Annotated in this window: 14 protein-coding genes; 9 read left to right on the top strand and 5 right to left on the bottom strand. The window is 59.8% G+C overall.

Annotated elements, in window-relative coordinates; translation table 11 throughout:
• Nucleotides 1-134: 134 nt before the first annotated feature.
• From Q0K10_RS00215 to Q0K10_RS00205, 3 genes are all read right to left on the bottom strand, one after another.
• A complete protein-coding gene (locus Q0K10_RS00215) occupies nucleotides 135-833 on the bottom strand; it encodes a hypothetical protein (RefSeq protein WP_294501602.1) in 699 nt (232 codons plus the stop codon).
• Between the two features lie 65 nt (nucleotides 834-898).
• Nucleotides 899-2908, bottom strand: coding sequence for a DUF6259 domain-containing protein (locus Q0K10_RS00210; protein WP_294501600.1), 2010 nt, complete (start codon nucleotides 2906-2908; stop codon nucleotides 899-901).
• A 44-nt stretch (nucleotides 2909-2952) separates the two neighbouring features.
• The gene (locus Q0K10_RS00205; RefSeq protein ID WP_294501597.1) at nucleotides 2953-3711 is read right to left on the bottom strand and encodes a helix-turn-helix domain-containing protein; all 759 of its coding nucleotides are present in this window, start codon (nucleotides 3709-3711) and stop codon (nucleotides 2953-2955) included.
• Between the two features lie 602 nt (nucleotides 3712-4313).
• Here Q0K10_RS00205 and Q0K10_RS00200 point away from each other — a divergent pair.
• From Q0K10_RS00200 to Q0K10_RS00160, 9 genes are all read left to right on the top strand, one after another.
• A complete protein-coding gene (locus tag Q0K10_RS00200; RefSeq protein ID WP_294501593.1) occupies nucleotides 4314-5675 on the top strand; it encodes a replication-associated recombination protein A in 1362 nt (453 codons plus the stop codon).
• The gene (locus Q0K10_RS00195; protein WP_294501591.1) at nucleotides 5668-6237 is read left to right on the top strand and encodes a 5-formyltetrahydrofolate cyclo-ligase; all 570 of its coding nucleotides are present in this window, start codon (nucleotides 5668-5670) and stop codon (nucleotides 6235-6237) included. Before Q0K10_RS00200 ends, Q0K10_RS00195 begins: the two co-directional genes overlap by 8 nt.
• Before the next feature lie 61 nt (nucleotides 6238-6298).
• Nucleotides 6299-7942: a ribonuclease Y gene (gene rny / locus Q0K10_RS00190; protein ID WP_294501589.1), complete on the top strand. Its 1644-nt coding sequence runs from the start codon at nucleotides 6299-6301 to the stop codon at nucleotides 7940-7942.
• A gap of 53 nt (nucleotides 7943-7995) precedes the next feature.
• Nucleotides 7996-9126 (top strand): alanine racemase, encoded by a 1131-nt coding sequence (gene alr, locus Q0K10_RS00185; RefSeq protein WP_294501586.1) that lies wholly within the window; start codon nucleotides 7996-7998, stop codon nucleotides 9124-9126.
• Nucleotides 9123-10526 (top strand): aldehyde dehydrogenase family protein, encoded by a 1404-nt coding sequence (locus Q0K10_RS00180; protein WP_294501583.1) that lies wholly within the window; start codon nucleotides 9123-9125, stop codon nucleotides 10524-10526. Before alr ends, Q0K10_RS00180 begins: the two co-directional genes overlap by 4 nt.
• Before the next feature lie 17 nt (nucleotides 10527-10543).
• Nucleotides 10544-11860, top strand: a complete 1317-nt coding sequence (locus Q0K10_RS00175) for a phosphomannomutase/phosphoglucomutase (RefSeq protein WP_294501580.1) — start codon at nucleotides 10544-10546, stop codon at nucleotides 11858-11860.
• A 41-nt stretch (nucleotides 11861-11901) separates the two neighbouring features.
• Nucleotides 11902-12258 (top strand): hypothetical protein, encoded by a 357-nt coding sequence (locus Q0K10_RS00170; RefSeq protein ID WP_294501578.1) that lies wholly within the window; start codon nucleotides 11902-11904, stop codon nucleotides 12256-12258.
• Nucleotides 12259-12279: 21 nt separating this feature from the next.
• Nucleotides 12280-12789 (top strand): NUDIX domain-containing protein, encoded by a 510-nt coding sequence (locus Q0K10_RS00165; RefSeq protein WP_294501575.1) that lies wholly within the window; start codon nucleotides 12280-12282, stop codon nucleotides 12787-12789.
• Complete coding sequence (locus Q0K10_RS00160) at nucleotides 12786-13958, top strand: ABC transporter permease (RefSeq protein ID WP_294501572.1); 1173 nt, start codon at nucleotides 12786-12788, stop codon at nucleotides 13956-13958. Before Q0K10_RS00165 ends, Q0K10_RS00160 begins: the two co-directional genes overlap by 4 nt.
• Before the next feature lie 107 nt (nucleotides 13959-14065).
• On the opposite strand, the gene Q0K10_RS00155 is transcribed toward Q0K10_RS00160, so the two are convergent.
• Nucleotides 14066-18016 carry a hypothetical protein gene (locus Q0K10_RS00155; protein WP_294501569.1) on the bottom strand — a complete coding sequence of 1317 codons (3951 nt, stop codon included), beginning with the start codon at nucleotides 18014-18016 and terminating at the stop codon, nucleotides 14066-14068.
• A gap of 37 nt (nucleotides 18017-18053) precedes the next feature.
• Nucleotides 18054-18860, bottom strand: a complete 807-nt coding sequence (locus Q0K10_RS00150; protein ID WP_294501567.1) for a type II secretion system protein — start codon at nucleotides 18858-18860, stop codon at nucleotides 18054-18056.
• Between the last annotated feature and the right edge of the window lie 12 nt (nucleotides 18861-18872).

Below are 18872 nucleotides of genomic sequence, written 5' to 3'. Positions count from 1 at the left end.
TCCCGGAAAAAAACGCGATTTCCGGAAAACGGATGCCTGTCAGGAATGAAGACCATTCATCAATTCTCCGGATGCAACGTGAGAATATGCGTGCCGTTTGGGGCGGGGCGGGAACCGGCGGGGAAAAAGCGGCATTATTCCGGCAGCTTTTTCCCGGTCCACGGGCAGTAACGCCAGCTGATGTGAGCGGGTTTGCCGTTCGGGCACTTGCGCGGAACGTAGAGCGAGTTCAACGGAAACTCGAATTCAGCCTGGAGCTTGTTCTCCTTTCCCGCAAGCTCGACGATCAGTCCGCCGGGCTGCGCCGGATCCAGCAGCCGTTCCCGGTTGCCGGTCTGGTCGTTGAACACAAAGAAATGAAGATTCTCGCCGAGGCTGCCGATGGTTCCGCCGAGAACGGGCGTGATCGACCCGATGAGCATTCTGACCGGGGCTGTGACCGATTGGTACGGCTGCAGCGGATACCGTTCCCCGTTCGCATCAACCCGAAAGAACCGCACGGTTTTCTGCAGTTCTCTCCGGCTGTAGTAGCGGACCGGGCCGCTCTGCGGACACTCCCCCCGGACGACGGCGATGACCGTGAGACCGGTCACCGTCCGCAGAATGCGCTCCTTCTCTTCGGGGGTGAGATCGAGATTGCGGTTGAGCGTGGCCTGCCAGTATTCCAGCGGCAGGTACCAGACAAAGGCAATCTGCTCCCGGCTCTGTGCCACGTCCTGCTGGGTCTCTGCGACAAGCTCATCCGGGTTGATCTGGTTGATCGCTTTCCGCTCCACGGCGACTGCCTCCGTCAGCAGTGCCGCGGCAAACAAAGTTGTCAGAATCCGTTTCATACGCTCCTTCCGCTTCTGACATAGTATAGCGGACACTGCGGGATTTTTCAACTCCGTCCTCGAAATTATCGTTCAAATTCGAGCAGAAGCAGGGAGTCGGGCGGCAGTTCGAAACGGATCTGTTCCGCCGAACCTGCGTCCACCGACCCGGCCGTGATCCGGTCGAACCGGCGGAAACGTCCCCCCGGAACAGTGACCGCTCCCCGTTCCGCCGTTTCCGCAGAGCAGAGAATCACCCCCAGCCGCCCCGGAGCCTCGAACACCGAATATTCCACGGCCGGATTGTCGCACCGGGCTCCGAGCGTATCCCGGAAGCGTCCGTTCAGAACAAGGTCGCGATTCCGTTCCCGGAACGCGTTCGCCTTCGTCAGGTACGCCTTGTAATGCGGAGTTTCGTCGATGAGAGCACGGCAGCGGTAAATCTCGACGTCGCTGCGCAGTCCGAGACGAACCGCCCGGTTCACCCGCCGTTCGATGTTCGTGTCGTCCCGGATGCCGCGGTCGGTGATGACGACTTCCGGAAACAGATACCGCATGAACTCCGGGTAATGGCCGGGGTTGCCGTCATCGTAGATGTTGTGGACAAAATCGACGTGTCGGGAGGTCACATCATTGAACCATTCGATTCCGAAACTCATCTCCGGACGCTGGCGCTTGACATATTCCCGCAGCTTGCGGATCATCTCCGCCTTGGCGGCGGTCACTTCCATGAACGGAACGCGGTGCCCATGGGTCGGATCGCAGCAGGGACGCGAAATGTAGCCGAGCTGATCGAAGAACACTCCGTCGCAACCGAGTTCGATCGCCTGGTCGGCCAGATGTTTCAGCACGTCGAGCCACTCGTCTGTTCCGGGGCAGGCGGTCACGAACACCTTGTTGCCGAAAATTCGCAGTGCCGTTCCGTCTCCTCCGAAGGGATAGACTTCCGTATGTTCGCGTCCGGAGGGGAGCTTGACGGAAATTCGTTTTCCGGTTTTCTCATAGAAGTCGGTGGCGGTGTCGATGAGCTGTCCGTTGAAGTAGAGAATCACGTGTCCGCCGTTCGCCTGAAAGGCGGCAATCTGTTTTTTGAGTTCATCGTGCCCGCCCTCGTCTTCGGCGAAATCGTATTCGGGATAGCGGGAGTCGTGTCCGCCCTCGTGCCAGCCGAACAGGAAAAGCGTATCGATGCCCGCCTCAAGCCCCGACTTCAGGATCTTCGGCAGGTCGCGGTAGTGAAACAGCTGTTTCCCGTACTGGTGGCGCAGGATGAGTCGATGCCAGCCGTTGGAGTGGAGGATTGAGGAGGGTTTTTCCGAAGTCACACGCCAGGTGTCGCACCAGTTTCGATAGAGATCCGCCGCCCGGTGCCAGTCTCCCGCGACGGGGGCGAGGCGGTATCCGGTTACGGTTGTTGTTTCGCCGGGGCGCAGGAACGGATACTTTACGACTCCCGCATCGATCTCCTCTCCCCGTTTACGCAGCAGATGCAGCGTGCATTGGAAAGTCGGGTCGAGACTCATCACAGCAAGCGTATTTTCCGGTTCGGCGAGGAGAAAACAGTTCGCCGCCGCAAGGCCGGGGTAGAGACAGGAGAATTCGAGCGCCTTGTTGTCCTGTCCGACATAGCCGGTACGCGACGACTCCTGCAACGCCGGAATATCGCGGTAGCGGATGCCGTCGCATACGGCGGAGGTCAGGAGTTCGGTGCCGGGGCCGAGGTTCACGTTTTTCACGAATGGAAACTGGAATTCGCGCAGAATCGCGTCTTTTGTCCGGTTTTCAAGCCGGGCATCGAAACACACCTGCGTTCCTTCCAGACGGACAACCGCCTCGATGCGGAAGTCGAAGGAGCCCGCTGCGCACTGCATCCCGCTCCAGCGCAGCCGCAGTGTCTCCGCTTCGCGGGAAACCGAAATCTCCCGGGCGGATTCCGCCGTCATCTCCTCTTCCTGCACCCTGCCGTGTTCAAAGATGATGCGCCAGAGTCCGCCGCCGCCGGCCCACTCCCGGCCGGTGGCGGAGTTCCGCAGGGAAATCAGGCGTGCACGGTCGTCGAACGAGATCTCCACGATTCCATTGTTGAGGATATGCATGATCTTCTCTCCTTGAGGGTTGTGATGGCGAAAGAAAGGGGCGGTCAGCCGACTGCCGCAGTGCCGGAATTGGTCAACGTCTGTGCGAGAGTGGTGACACCCCGGCGGTATTGTGCGGAAAGATTTTCCGGGGCATCCACGTCCCAGTTCGCGGCAACGGCCCCGAGAAACGCCCGTCCGCGGAAAACGGGACGGGCATAGATGTGGAAATTCCCGCAGAAGCTGCGCTGGAGTTCCAGACAGCGGTCGGTTCGAATCCGGCCGAGTTCCCGCTTCAGGATATCGATGCCGTCCGCGGCCCCGGGCCACACTTCCGGCGCCGGCAGCCCGTTTTCCCGAATGAATGTGTCGAGCTCCCCTTCCGGAGCGAACGCCAGCAGCATGCGGCCGCTGGCCGTGACGTAGAGGTCGTGAAACCGCATTGCCCGTGTATCGATGCGGAAGCGGGGATTGTAATTGTAGTGACAGAGGATGAGGCGGCTGTTGCGGCGGCGGACTGCGAACAGCACGGATTGTCCGAGTTCCCTGGCGCACTCCCGGATCTCCGTGCGGGCGAAACGCATGAACTCGTCATCATAGAGTTTTCCCCCGGCAATGAGATAGAAAACCGGTCCCGGACGGTATCCCTTGCGCGCTCCGGATTGTTCCAGATAGCCGAGTTCGGCCAGGTCGCGCAGAATGCGGGCCGCTGTCGGCTGTGGAAGATTCAGCACTTCAACCAGTTCGCCCGGCGTCACCGGATGCGGACTGACCGCAATGTACTCCAGAATCGCGAAGGTTTTTTGCAGAACTTTTATCATCATTCATAATGTGAATTAAAACATTCGTTTTGTGATTTAACATGGGGTGCAAACGAGAAAAAATCAAGTGTCATTTTCGGTTGAGACGGCATTTTTTTCGGTTGATTCGCATTGTGAATCCCCGCGGTGGCAGAGGAGGCGCATGGAGGATGCGTTGGGGGGGAGAGGCCGGTCCTGCCATGGACGCCGCCGATTTCGGATAAGGAAAGGGAGGCGGTCTGATTTTTTTTCGGTTTTTTTATGGAAACCGGGGGAAAGGGATTTTTATTCTGCCGCATTTTGTGCTATAATATTAGAAGCGTTGAATTGTGCGCTTTTTAGATAGCGGACCGCTCCGGCGGAGCCGCGTGGAATAAAACAATGCGAAGGTCGCGGTTGCGCGACCGGAACAGGATGAGAGGGGCACGGCGGACCATCTCCGCCTTCACATAGGCGCTTCCAATGCCGGAGGCGTGTCGTGACGGAACGGAGAACGGGGGATTTCCCCGGGCGCCGGGCGGGTTTTCAGGTGCGTACCCGTCTGCCCTGCCGGGCTGGTTCGGTCATCTCTTTTTCCGGATTCTTCGCATTGCAGGTAAGGAACTGTTTTTCGGAGAATCGCAGAAATGGAAGATGGTCTGTTTGAATGGAGCGACGAGGCGCGGCCCGCCACCGTCGGAGAGGGAACTCTCCGGCTGGACATGCCGCTGGCCGCGCGTCTGCGTCCCCGTTCGCTCTCCGAATACATCGGTCAGGAACATCTGCTCGGGAGCGGCTGTCTGCTCCGCCGGGCGATCGAATCGGACCGTTTCAGCTCGATCATTCTCTACGGGCCGCCCGGAACCGGGAAAACCTCTCTTGCGGAGATCATCGCGAATTTGAGCAATTCGGTGTTCGTCCGGCTTTCCGGGGTGACTTCAAGCGTGGCGGATATCCGGCGTGAGATCACTGCCGCGGTGGCCCGCAGGCGCTCCGGCGGTCGCAGAACGATCCTTTTCGTCGACGAGATCCATCGTTTCAGCCGGTCGCAGCAGGACTCCCTGCTGCCGGATGTGGAGAACGGGAACGTTCGCCTGGTCGGAGCGACCACGTTCAATCCGCAGTTTCATGTGGTCGGCGCGCTGCTTTCGCGTTCGCTGGTGTTCGAACTTCGGCCGCTTGCGGAAGCCGAAGTGCTCCGGCTGATTGCGAACGCCCTTGCCGATGAGCGCGGATTTGCGGGGCGGAACATCGAATTGGCCGACGAGGCGGCGGCGTTTCTCGCCGCGGTTTGCGAGGGGGATGCGCGGCGGACGCTCAATGCGCTCGAAATCGCCGTATTGACCACGCCGGCCGATCCGGACGGCGTGGTTCGGGTTGGCGTCGCCGCGGTGGAGGCTTCCGTCCAGCGCAAGATGGTTTCCTACGGCGATGACGGGCACTACGATACGGCCTCGGCCTTCATCAAGAGCATGCGGGGAAGTGATCCGGATGCGGCGCTTTACTATCTGGCGCTGATGCTTCAGGCGGGGGAGGATATCCGCTTCATCGCGAGGCGGATCGTGATCTTCGCCTCGGAGGATGTCGGGAATGCCGATCCGCGGGCGCTTTCGGTTGCGGTCGATGCGATGCGCGCGGTTGAGATGATCGGGCTTCCGGAGGCGAGGATCATTCTATCGCAGGCCGTGACCTATTGTGCGACGGCCCCGAAGAGCAACGCATCCTTCCGGGCGGGGGAGCTGGCAGCGGAGGATGTCGAAAAAAAACGGGTTCTGCCGGTGCCGTTCGCGTTGCGGGACGCGCACTACAAAGGGGCGGCCTTGCTCGGGCACGGGACGGGTTATGTGAATCCGCACGATACCGGCGGATTCGCCGATCAGGAGTATCTGACGGTCGAAAAACGCTACTACGAACCCGGGCAGATCGGGTACGAGTCGAAGATTCGGGAGCGGGTCGAGTACTGGCGCAGTCTCCGGCAGTACAGAAAAGAGGTCGCCGCGAATGGATAGATTGGATAAGAAGGAGTTGCGTTCCCGGTTTCTGGCGCTGCGGCGTGCGATCGGTCCGGAGGAGCGGCGCGCGGCTGATGCGGCGATCTGTCGGAACATCCGCAGTATGGCGTGCTATCGCGAGGCGGAACATGTGGCGCTCTACGCCACCGACGGAACAGAGCCGGATCTGAGTTCGCTTTTGAACGAAAAGGGAAAACGGTTTTACTTTCCGCGCTATGTGGCGGAGGGAAACGAATATGAGCTGGCCGGGGTGGAAGAGCCCGGCAGCGAGCTCGTCAGGGCGAAGTTCGGGCTTCTCGAACCCCGTCCGGAGCTTCCGGCGGCGCCGGCCGGAATTCTGGCGCAAATGCTTATTCTGACGCCGGCGGTGGCGTGTGACCGCCGGGGAGTCAGGCTCGGGCGCGGCGGAGGGTTTTACGACCGGATGCTGGCCGGGGAGAGCGGGGCGGTCGTCGCGGTTGTCTACGGCTGTCAGTTGACGGAGAGTCTTCCTCGGGAACCGCACGACCGGCCGGTCGATTTTGCGGTGACGGAGAAAGAGATCCTGGAGTTTTTATAATTTTTTTTGACAAGGGCGCTTCCGGGGGGGGGAGGGCCCGCAATGGAAAAGGGAAGAGGGAATGGACAAACTTTTGTGGGCAGCGGCAGCCCGGGTGTCGATCGGGGTTGCGGAGCCGGATCTTGTGACCGGGGGGGGAGTCGTCTCCTACTGGGCGCTGATTGCGGTGGCGTGCATTTTCTGTGTGATGGGCATCGCAGCAGGTATTTTTTTGAACACCTGGATTCAGAAAATGCAGAAGGGGGTTGCGAGCAAGGCGGCCGACAAGATCCGGCAGGATGCGCAGCGCGAGGCCGAACATATTCTGCGTGACGCCCGCGTTTCCGCAAAGGGCGAGACGCTGAAGATGCGCGAGGACTGCGAACAGGAGATCAAGGAGCGCCGTCGCGAACAGGCGAGCAATGAGAAGCGGCTCGCCCAGCGCGAGGAGCTGCTCGACCGCCGCGCCGATTCGATGGACGCCAAGGCGAAAAATCTTGAAAAGCAGGAAAAGGAGATCGAAACGCTGCGTGAACGGCTTTCGAACCGCGAGCAGGAGCTGTCGAAGAGCATTTCCCGGCAGATCGATGAACTTGAGCGCATTGCGCAGCTCGGGCGCGAGGAAGCGCGCGGGATGCTGCTTGAGAAACTCAAAAATGAAATCAAGAACGAGTCCGGCCTCATGGTCCGGAATCAGCTTGAGGAGGCGAAGGCCAGGAGCGAACGCGAGGCGCGCCGGATTCTGACTTATGCGATTCAGCGTTATGCGAGTGACTGCACCTACGAGCGCACGACTGCGACGATTCCGCTGCCGAATGACGAGATGAAGGGGCGGATCATTGGCCGGGAGGGGCGCAACATTCGTGCGATCGAGGCGGCGACGGGGGTGAGCATTCTGATCGACGACACGCCGGAAGCGGTGGTGATCAGCTGCTTCGATCCGGTTCGCAAGGAGGTTGCGCGGCAGTTGATGGAGCGGCTCATCAGCGACGGGCGGATTCACCCGACCCGCGTCGAAGAGCTCGCCAAGAAGATCGGCAAGGAACTCGAGGAGGAGCTCTACCAGGTCGGCGAGGCGGCTGTGCTGGAGACCGGCATTCAGGGCGTTTCGCCGCAGATCATGAAGCTGCTCGGACGTTTGAAATATCGTTACAGCTTTTCGCAGAACGTGTTGCAGCATTCTCTCGAGACGGCGTATTTCATGGGGATGATCGCGGCGGAGATCGGGCTCGACGAGCAGAAGGCGAAGCGGATCGGACTCTTTCACGACCTCGGCAAGGCGATCGACCACGAGGTCGAGGGGCCGCATGCGCAGATCGGTGCGGATCTGCTGCGCAAGCACAACGAGGCCAAGGATGTGGTTCACGCGGTTGCGGCCCACCATGGTGAGATCGAGCCGGACAGTCTGTACGACATTCTGATCAGCGCCTGCGATACGTTGAGCGCGTCGCGTCCGGGCGCCCGCAGCGAGACGACGGAACTTTATCTGAAGCGTCTGGAGCAGCTTGAGTCGATTGCACACGAATTTGCGGGGGTCGAGTCCTGTTTTGCGTTGCAGGCGGGGCGCGAGATCCGCGTGGTGGTGATCCCGGAGAAGGTCAGCGAGGGCGAGGCGCAGATTCTTGCCCGCGATATCTGCGGACGGATCGAAAAGGAGATGACCTATCCGGGCCAGATCAAGGTGACGATCATCCGCGAAACCCGCTCTGTGGAGTATGCGAAGTAATCGGTTTTGACGGCGGATTCTCCCGCGCCTGCGGGAGGACGCCGGATGCGCAGATGGTGGTGAAGATGGAACAGGAGAGTCGAGTCAATCTTGAAGTTGATTTGAAGAAACTTGCGGAGAATGTCCACGAAATTCGGCGGCGTGTCGCTCCCGCGAAACTCATGGCCGTGCTGAAGGCGAACGCCTACGGGCTCGGAGTGCAGCCCGTGGCGGAAGTTGTCCGGGACGCCGGGGCGGCCTGTTTCGGTGTGGCGGAGATCAACGAGGCGCTGGAGCTGGTCGATCTCGGGTTGCCGGTGCAGATTCTCGGGAATCTGCTGCCGAACGAGATCGCGCCGGCGGTGGAGCACGGCGTGGTCTGCCCGCTGAATGATCTCGGCATGGCGGGAAAGATCAGTGCCGAGGCGGTTCGACAGAAGCGGACGGTGCGGTGCGCCGTAACGGTTGATACCGGAATGGGGCGGCTTGGAATGCCGGCGGCGACTGCGGCGAAAGAGATTCTTGCGATGCGTGCTCTGCCGAATCTGGTGCTCGAAGGGATCTATTCGCACTGTTCGAACGCGTTTCTGCGACACGACGATTATACGCTCGGTCAGCTCGCTTCGTTCAAGGCGCTGCTCGCGGAGCTTGCGGCGGAGGGGATGACATTCCCGCTGGTGCACATTGCCGCGTCCGATGCGTTGAACAACTTCCCGGAGAGCACGAAGTTGCCGTTCACGCTGGCGCGATGCGGGATCAATTTGTATGGTTATTACGACCCGGAGGTGCATCCGTCGATGCGGCTCTCGCCGGTGGTGGAGCTCAAGACGAAGCTCGCGGCGGTGCGTACGCTTTCGAAGGGAGCTTCGATCGGCTACGGGCGCATGCACCGGCTGCTGCGCGACACGCGGGTCGGAACGATTGCGGCGGGATATGCGGACGGGCTGCCGCTGGCATTGTCGAATCGTGGATACGTGCTTGTGAACGGGCAGCTCTGCCCGGTGCTGGGGCGGATTTCGATGGATTATACGACGATTTCGCTTGAAAACGCGCCGGAGGCGCAACCCGGGGATGAGGTGGTCTGCGTCGGCACGCAGGGAGGTCAGCGGATCACGCTGGACGACTGGGCGCAGCTGAAGGGGACTCACGCCTATGACATTCTCTGTTCGATCGGCACGCGGGTCAGGAGACGGTATCTGCGATGAATATGGGGGAAAAGGGTTCCGGCAGGGAGCGGGACGCGGTTCTTGCGGCGATCGCCGCGAACCGGGAGTTTTTCCTGGCCGGCGGACGCGACTCGGTGCGTCGCCGCCGTGAAATGCTGCGGCACATGCTCGATTTTCTGCGTGCGAACCGGGACAAGGTCTATTCCGCTTTGAATGCCGATCTGCACAAGTCACAGTTCGAGGCGGCGATGACGGAATTCATGCCCGCGTGCGATGCGCTCCGCTTCATGATCCGGAATCTGCCGCGCTTTGCGAAACCGAAGCGTGCGGGCGTGTCGATGTTGAATTTTCCGGCGCGGGGGAGAATTGTGGCGGAGCCCTACGGGCAGGTTCTGGTGTTCGCAACCTGGAACTACCCCCTGTTGCTGGCGCTTGAACCGGCGGCGGGGGCGCTTGCGGCCGGGAACCGGGTTGTGCTCAAGCTCCCGGAAAAGTCGCAGCGTACGACGCAGTTCCTGCTGTGGATGGTCGAAGAGTGTTTCCCGAACGGCGAAATGATCGCCGTCCATTCGGAGTTGGGATTCGACGAGCTTCTGAACGAGAAGTTCGACTACATCTTTTTTACGGGCGGCGAGGCCGCAGGCCGGCGTGTTTACGAGGCCGCCGCCCGGACATTGACGCCGGTCACGCTGGAACTCGGCGGCAAGAGTCCGTGCATCGTCTGCCGGGGGGCCGATCTTGCGCTTGCGGCGAAACGGATCGCCTGGGGCAAGTTCACGAATGCGGGGCAGACCTGCATCGCGCCGGATTATCTGCTTGTGCAGCACGAGGTGCGGGAGACGTTTCTACTTGAGCTGCGCCGGAGGATCCGGGAATTTTACGGGGATGATCCGGTGAACAACTCTGATTATCCGTGGATTATCGATGAGAAGCAGTATGAACGGCTTGCGAAACTTGCGGATCACGGCCGGCTTGTTGCGGGCGGGGAGCGCAATCCGAACCGCTTCTGCATTGCTCCGACCGTGATCGACGGGATTACGTGGGAGGATCCGCTTATGGAGCATGAGATCTTCGGGCCGATTCTGCCGGTGATGGAATTTTATTCCGAAGAGGATCTGTTTTCGAAGCTGAAGGGGCGTCCGAAACCGCTGGCGCTCTATTGTTTCGGCGGGAGTCGCGCGTTTCGGAAAATGCTGCTGGAAACCACGAGTTCCGGGGCTGTGGTATTCGATGATGTGGTGATGCACTTCATCAGTCCGGGGTTGCCGTTCGGCGGGGTTGGCGCGAGCGGCATCGGCCGTTATCATGGAAAATATACGTTTGATACATTCACTCATTATAAGCCGGTGATGAAGCAGTCGACGCTGGTCGACTGGCCGGTCCGCTATCCGCCGTTCACCGGCTGGAAACGGAAATTGATGAGTTTTTTAACCCGATAGAAGAAGGAGAAACAAACATGTCTGGTATTTTCAAAGCATACGACATCCGCGGGATCTATCCGGTCGACCTCGACGCCGCCATGGCAGAGAAGATCGGCCGTGCGTACATCACGTTCACCGGCGCGAAGAAGGTTGTGGTCGGCCGTGACATGCGCCCGCACTCGGAGCCGCTGTTTCAGGCGCTGGCGAAGGGGATGACCGAACAGGGGGCGGATGTGATCGACATCGGTCTCTGCTCGACGCCGCAGAGCTATTTTGCGAACGGCACGCTGAAGGCGGACGGCAGCGTGATGATCACCGCGAGTCATAACCCCGGCGAGTGGAACGGCTTCAAGCTCTGCAAGGCGAACGCGGTTCCGATTTCCGGCGCGACCGGAATCATGGACATCCAGAAGATCGTCGAGACCGAGGCGTGGAAGAAGGATGTAACCCCTGGAAAAATCACGACTTACGACATCAAGCCGGAATATGCGGCATTTCTGCGCAAGTTCGCGAAGATGGACCGCAAGCTGAAGGTCGTGGTCGACTACGCGAACGCGATGGGGCTCTATGAGATCGGCGGAATTACGGATCTCTTCGACATCGTTCCGATGTACGACACGCTCGACGGCACCTTCCCGAATCACGAGGCGAACCCGCTGCATCTCTCGACGCTCGACGCGATCCGGAAGAAGGTGGTCGAGGTCGGCGCGGATTTCGGTGCGGCGTTCGACGGCGATGCGGACCGCTGCGGTTTCATCGACGACAAGGGCGAGGTCATTCCGATGGACCTCTTCACGGCGCTCATTGCGCAGGACATTCTCTCGGACGGTCCCGCGACGATTCTGTACGATCTGCGCAGCAGCCGCGCGGTTCCGGAGTGCATCCGCGAAAACGGCGGCAGGGCGATTCAGAGCCGGGTGGGGCACGCGTTCATCAAGGCGCAGATGCGCGAGAACGACGCGGTTTTCGCGGGGGAACTCTCGGGGCACTACTACTTCAAGGAGAACTTCACTGCCGAATGCCAGGGACTCGCGCTCATCAAGCTCGCGAATCTCGTCTGCAAGAAGAACAAACCCGTGAGCGAACTTGTTGCGCCGTTGCGCAAGTACTTCTCGTCCGGTGAGATCAACTCGAAGGTCGCGGATACGAAGCCGATCCTCGATGCGATCCGTAAACGGTATGCCGACGGCAACATGTATGAGCTCGACGGCATTTCCTCGGAGTATCCGAACTGGTGGTTCAACGTCCGCAGCTCGAACACCGAGCCGCTGCTGCGGCTGATCGTCGAGGCGGACACCAAAGCGCTGATGGAAGAGAAGCGCGAGGAACTGTTGAAACTCATCCGCGGTTGAATGGTTCAACCTGGAAGAATCAAAAGAAGGGATATGGAATTATGAAGAAGATTGCAATGACCCTCGCGTGTGCGTTCGTTGCGGCGGGTATGCTGGCCGGTTGCGGCAGCAGCGTCGACGAGAACAAGACGCCGGAACAGATCCAGCAGGAGATTGCGAGCTGGGATGCCGCGAAGATCCAGAAGGTGATCGACGAGTACAAGAAGGCGATCGAGGAGAAAGCCGCGGAACTCGCCGCCAAGACCGATGAACTCAAGGAGATTCCGCTCAAGGATATGCTCAGCGACAAGGCCAAGGGAATCCAGGGCGAGATTGCCGAGATTACGAAGTCCCTTGACAAGCTCAAGGACAACATGGCCGCCTACGCCGAAGGGCTCAAGGCAAAGGCCGGAAAATAACAACGGTTTCGGAGTTGCGGGATGGCGGAGTATTTCGACATCTATGATGAGGCCGGCAACCGGGTCGGGCGCGCGCTGCGCAGCGAATGCCACGGCAACCCGGCGCTGCTGCATCATACGAGCCACGTTGTGATCTTCCATCCCGACGGGGAGCGGATTCTGCTGCAGAAACGCTCCTCGAACAAGGACATTCAGCCGGGGAAGTGGGATACCGCCGTCGGTGGCCACGTCGACTGCGGAGAGGATTACCTCACCGCTGCGCGGCGCGAACTGCGCGAGGAGCTCGGTGTCGCGGATTTCCCCGGCGAACTCCGGTATCTCTTCGATTCGAAGATCCGCAATGCGATCGAGTCGGAGGATGTGCGGGTTTACGGCCTGACCTCTGCCGGGCCGTTCCGGTTTCAGGCCGAGGAGATCGACGAGATCCGTTTCTGGACGAAGGCGGAACTCTCCGACCCGGCAAACCGGGAACTTTTTACGCCGAACCTCGTTGCAGAACTTGAAATGCTGCGTGAACGGGGGCTTTTATGAGCGGCGGCGAGGGGGGCCGACACTCATTCTTTGCGACGGCGCGGCGCCGTTTTTTCTCCGACGCCCAGGGGTGGTTCGGGGTGATCGGAATTCTGCTGCTGCTGATTCCGGCGATTGCGGCGCCGCTTCTGGCGAACGGGCGTCCGCTCGTCGTCTGGGGAGGGGAAAAGGGGGTGTATTTCCCGTTCGCGGCGTTTCTGTTCGCGCCGGATTCGACGGAGTTTCTGATCGAACAGTTTTTCAATTTCACGCTTCTTTTTCTGCCGGTTGCGTTTGTGATTGCGCTTGTGTTCCGGCGGAGGCTGCTGCGCTGGATTCTTTGCGCGGCAGCTGCTGCGCTGCTGATCGTCCCATTTGCGACGGCGAAGCCGCGCATCGACAAGACCGATTTCCGCAAAGCGGTGGCTGTGTCGGGGGAGCGGGCGATTTTCGCGCCCATTCCCTACGGGCCTTTCGAGATCGTGGCAACACCCTATGAGAAGCCGAACCGGACGCACTGGCTCGGCACCGACGAGATCGGGCGGGACGTCGCCAGCCGTATGATCTACGGGGCGCGAGCGTCGCTGGCGGTGGGACTTTTTGCGACATCAATCGCTCTGGTGATCGGTACGCTGGTCGGATTGATGGCGGGATACTATCGCGGCTGGTTTGACCTGGCGGTCATGCGGATCGTGGAGATTCTGCTCTGTTTCCCGACGTTTCTGCTGCTTCTGATTCTGATGTCGATCCTGAAGGACCGCAAGTTTGAGCAGTCGATTCTGGTGGTGATCGCGGTGATCGGCCTGACCGGCTGGATCGGATTGACATTCCTCGTGCGCGGCGAGGTGCTCAAGCAGCGCGCGCTGCCGTACATTCTGAGCTGCGAGGTTGTCGGCATTTCCGCGTGGCGGACGATGACGGTGCATCTGCTGCCGAACATCACCGGACCGATCCTCATCAGTTTCACATTTGGGGTGGCGGGGGCGATTCTTTCCGAGAGCGGGTTGAGTTTTCTCGGATTCGGGGTGCAGCCGCCGACGGCAAGCTGGGGCGGACTGCTGCGGCAGGCGTTCGACAATCCGCTGGAATACTGGCACTTGACGCTCTTCCCCGGCATTGCGCTTTTCATTGCGGTTCTTGCGTTCAACTTCACGGGGGAGGGGTTGCGGAAAGCGCTCTTCCCGCGATGATCCTCCGCCTCCGATTCGGTCGGAACCGCATTGGGGGACAAGAATATCCGGAACAAAAAAAATGGGCGGGCGCTCCAGCTGGAACGTCCGCCCGGTTTATTTCCGGATCAGTCGAATACGACGAAGGGGAACTTGTCCGGATTCTTGGCGTCTCCGATTCCCGGCGCGATATGGATCCAGCCGTCGCGGCCGTCGCCGTCATTGTCGTTCACGAGCAGATTGAACCGGAATCCACTGCGGAACATCTCCGGCGTCATTCCCGCGGCCGCTTCCGGGAGCGAGAAGTCGTAAGTCGTGACGTCGCCGATGCATTTTGCTTCGAGACGGCATGCCTGTGCAACTGCGGCCGGATCGAATCCCGTGGGCGTCTGGAAGACGTGGACCTCGGGCTTCCCGGAGTCGAGCAGCGAAAGTCCGAACTCCCAGTGTCCGCTCTGCCCCGGAAGCTGGAACGCAAACTGGATATTGTCGCCTTTCCAGACTTCACTGCCGGAGAACGGCTGGCAGTGTTTATCGTCCTTCACGAGCACGCGCAGGTGCAGACCGTCGTTGCTTTTTCCGAGGAAGATCTTGGCACTCAAATCATTTGCGTCCCGCCAGACGCGGAAGTTCAACGCCGGGTCGGCCGCGGTCAGAGAGACGACCTGCGAACGGTCGGCGAGAACGAAGTCAGGATCACGTTCGAAGTTCATGCCGGCGGGGATCGCCACCGCCGAGTTGATCGGGACGGAAAACGCACCTTGCCACGGGGTCCCTTCCAGCGTGTAAGCGACGCCGAGAGACGAGGAACTGCCGTATTCGGCCTTGAAATTTTTATCGACCGTAAGTTCAAACTCCGCTTCGGCGGTTTCTCCCGCGGGAACGGCAATGGTCTGTTCCGGAACGGCCGCATGAAACGAACCGGGCAGGTTCTGCAGGGCAAGGTGGAACGTCCGCTTGCTGGTGAGCGGATTGAACAGCTTCATACGGAACCGGAACGGCCGACCCGGAATCGCCACCCCCGCCGAGGAGACTTCGAGCAGCCTCCCGGCGATTTCCGCATGTTTCGCTCCGGAAAGCCGCAGCGTTTCCGGCATCGGCGAGAGCGTCAGGAGCGCCATGCCGTCGAGAAGCTCCTGGGGCTTCTCATTGCCCATGAGGTCAACGGTCGAAGCCGCCGCCGCATCCGATTTCACGACGAGCGTCAGCGACGAGCCGAACCCCGATTCATCCCATGCCGGAATCAGGATTTCGCTGCCGTTCGAGAATTCAAATGCCCAGAGGTTCGTTCCGAGTTCAAATTGCCGGATGAACTTCATATCACGGTAAAGGCCCGCGAGCATGTTGTAAACCGAATAAACCGGCTTGGGCTGAAAGTCGTTGGTGAGCATCCCGTAGTTGTGCTCCCCGTCGACCGGATCGAATCCGTCGTTGCGGAGATCGTACCAGGTGTAGCCGATGGCGCCGCGGCTCCAGGCAAACAGCAGTTTCTTGAAAAGTGTGAGCGCCTGATTGCGTTCCGCGCCGTTGAGTGAATGGATCGCGGTTTCATTCGAGTACCACGGTACGGTGGTTCCGGTCTCCCGACGCATCGGCAGGAATCGCTCATCGACCACCTGTGCGAACTGCTGGAACGAACCGTGTTCATGGTAGGCGTGAACCTCGAAAGCGCCTTTGGCCAGATTCAGGTAATCGCGGTGGAACGTCGGGCTCTTTTTTCCGGGATGGTCGGTCATGGTTGCGAATCCGCCGGTCATGACGATCGCCTCGGGGACGTGGGTGGAGAGTTCCTCGTAAGTGGCCTTCTGGAGCTGGACGTACTCTTCGAGCGTCATCTGGTTGAAGCCGCCGAGATCCGGCTCGTTCCAGACCTCCCAGTAGCGGATGCGGCCGCGATAGCGGTCAGCAACGGTGCGGACATATTCGCGCCAGGCGTCGAGATCAGGCATGCTGCGATTCCAGTCGAGCCAGTTCTTCGACTTCTGCCGTTCCGGGGTGGCGGCCCACTGCGCGGTGAAGGCGAACATCGCCTGGTGTTCGATGCCGACCATTTCGTAGGCATTCACGAGAAAATCCATTTTCTCGAAATTCCAGACTCCGCGCTGCGGCTGAATTCCACCCCATTCGATGCTGTCGCGCACAACTTTGACGCCGCAGATCGATGCCGCTTCCACCTCGCGGAGCTGATCGACCCGGCTCCAGCGGCCGCTGTGCGTGCAGACGCTGAAGAGAAAGCCCGGTGCATGTCCGGGAGTCGGACCCGAGGGTTTCAGATACGCGAAGCTGCGTGTTGTCCGGTTCTGCATCTGAGGTGCGGCGCTTTCGGAGATGGTCGCCGTCACATCCCAGTGACCGAACTCCTCCGGTTTCCAGGCCGCAGCGAAGGTGCGGGATTCTCCGGGCTGGAGCGACGCCGTGTAGTTTTCCACGTGGGTTTTCCCCGTGAAACTTTTGAACTCAAGAGAGATGGAAAATCTTCCGGCCTGATTCGAGGTGTTGGTGAAACGGAACCGGAGCGCGCTTTCTTCCCCGAACTTCAGCACGTGGACGGCATTGCCCGTGAGAATCTCGAAATCAACCGCTTCCACCAGCGGCTGTTCGACGCCCAGGGTGCTGCCGGTCAGTAGAACCGAGCCGGGAATTGAACCGGAGTTGACCAGCGCGAAACGTTCGACCCGGAGCGGAAGTTTGGCATCGGCAAGAGTTTCCTCCAACCGGAAGGTGAGATGATTTTCTCCCTGTTTCAGCGGGAGCTCCGCGGTTTTGAACTGCTTGTTGGCCGCATCGCGGAACACCCAGTAACACCGGACATCTCCGGCGTTCAGAGCCGCATCAAGCGTGAGGGCGACGGGCCGGGAGTGAAAAAAAAACAAAGAACTCATCCGGTCGTCGAACGAGGTTTCCCCGCGGATGTCGGAAACCAGCAGTCCGTCCGGGCCGAGACAGGGCCGCCCGGTTCCCCAGAAACGGTTGAACGCATTGGAGAGATCAAATCCGTAGAGCGGACGGGTCGCTACCGTCTTCTCCCCTCCGGAAACAGCTGCCGTGACCGAGAGAATCCGGAAGTTCGCCTCGGGTACGTCCTGCGAATAGTCGACGCCCATGCCGTAGATTTTGAGCGGCTGGTCGAGATTCTTGTCGTTGTTGCCGCCCCAGCTGTTCTGCCAGCGCCCGGCGGAGATCTCCCAGGTCACCTCCTGGACGCCGCCCTGCGAACAGTCGATGCTCTTCGAGAACTGGAAGGTCTCGTTGGTCTTGTCGGTCAGGCGCAGCCCGATGCTGCGGACGGGGCATCCCGCGGGCGCTTCGATCTTGGCCGTGACGGAGACCTTGCTGAACTCGGGGAGGGGGAGCGAACGGTTGAACACCAGTTCGATGTATTTCGATTTGCCGGTCTCCCAGTTCACCTCGACGCCGTTGTTGGAGAAGGGGTAGTCGGTCGGCGCGCCGCCGCCGGGAACATACTTCTTGACTCCGGCACTGAGGTCAACTGCGAGCGCCGGGGCCGTGGTTTGCGCGGATTTCGGCGCATCCGCAACCTCGGCGGAGACCGAGAGAATCCGGAAGTTCGCTTCGGGTACGTCCTGCGAATAGTCGACGCCCATGCCGTAGATTTTGAGCGGCTGGTCGAGATTCTTGTCGTTGTTGCCGCCCCAGCTGTTCTGCCAGCGCCCGGCGGAGATCTCCCAGGTCACCTCCTGGACGCCGCCCTGCGAACAGTCGATGCTCTTCGAGAACTGGAAGGTCTCGTTGGTCTTGTCGGTCAGGCGCAGCCCGATGCTGCGGACGGGGCATCCCGCGGGCGCTTCGATCTTGGCCGTGACGGAGACCTTGCTGAACTCGGGGAGGGGGAGCGAACGGTTGAACACCAGTTCGATGTATTTCGATTTGCCGGTCTCCCAGTTCACCTCGACGCCGTTGTTGGAGAAGGGGTAGTCGGTCGGCGCGCCGCCGCCGGGAACGTACTTCCTGATTCCGGCACTGAGGTCGACTGCGAGCGCCGAGGCTTGCAGCGTGGTTGAAATTCCAACGAGAAACAGTGCCAGCAGCACTGCCGCAGAAAGATGATGGCGTTTCATAGTTATTTTAGTACTCAAATTTTTGTAACTCAATAGATTAGATGTATGGCGCATGGGACATCTGGAAGTTGACTTCCTTGTAGCGCACGGAAGATGCGTGTCCGTCAAACCAGAGAACCGGCTTGGTCGCATTGTGGCGGAATGAGGCCGAGTAACTGTCGAGATTCAGGCACTCCTTGTCGATCATATTCAGGGAACCGCCATCGACGATGTCCGGCTGAATTGTATTCGGGTTTCCATCAGTCGGTCCGATTTCGGAGACGAAAACGAGCATTGAGGGAGTCGGCTTGAGGATGGTGCTCGTACAGTTTTTGGTAGCGATCGATTCCGGTTTGACGTAGTAGGAGTTGTTGCCGCCCGGATCTTTTACCGCCGGAGACATCCCGAAGACATCCTGAGCCACATTAATCTGGAAATCATTCATTGAATATCCGCAGAATTCAAGTGTCCCGTCCGTGGGCAGAGAGGCGCACTTGAAGACGCCGCCGTTACGGATGCTGGAGGCTTCCTCCCAGGTCTTGGGTTGCGGATTCATTCCGACGTAGGGTGCCACTCTGAAGTACCACCACTGCCAGTTGCAGCCTTCCACTACTTTCGGTTTGGCGGCCGGGTAGTAGCCGTAATCGCCGGCATACTGCGCCAGACCGCTGAAAACCTGTTTCAGATTGTTGATGCAGGTAATTTTCTTGCCTTGTTCCCGGGCGTTCTGCAACGCCGGCAGCAGCATGGACGCGAGAATTGCGATGATCGCAATCACGACAAGAAGTTCAATCAGCGTAAAAAAGTTCGTTGTTTTTGCCCGCCTGGCACGTGTTTTTTGACAGTTACAGATATTGATCATCATAATGCAATCCTT

It is taken from the genome of uncultured Victivallis sp. (assembly GCF_944391105.1).
Classification (GTDB): domain Bacteria; phylum Verrucomicrobiota; class Lentisphaeria; order Victivallales; family Victivallaceae; genus Victivallis.
This window is presented reverse-complemented; position numbering and strand designations above follow the sequence as displayed.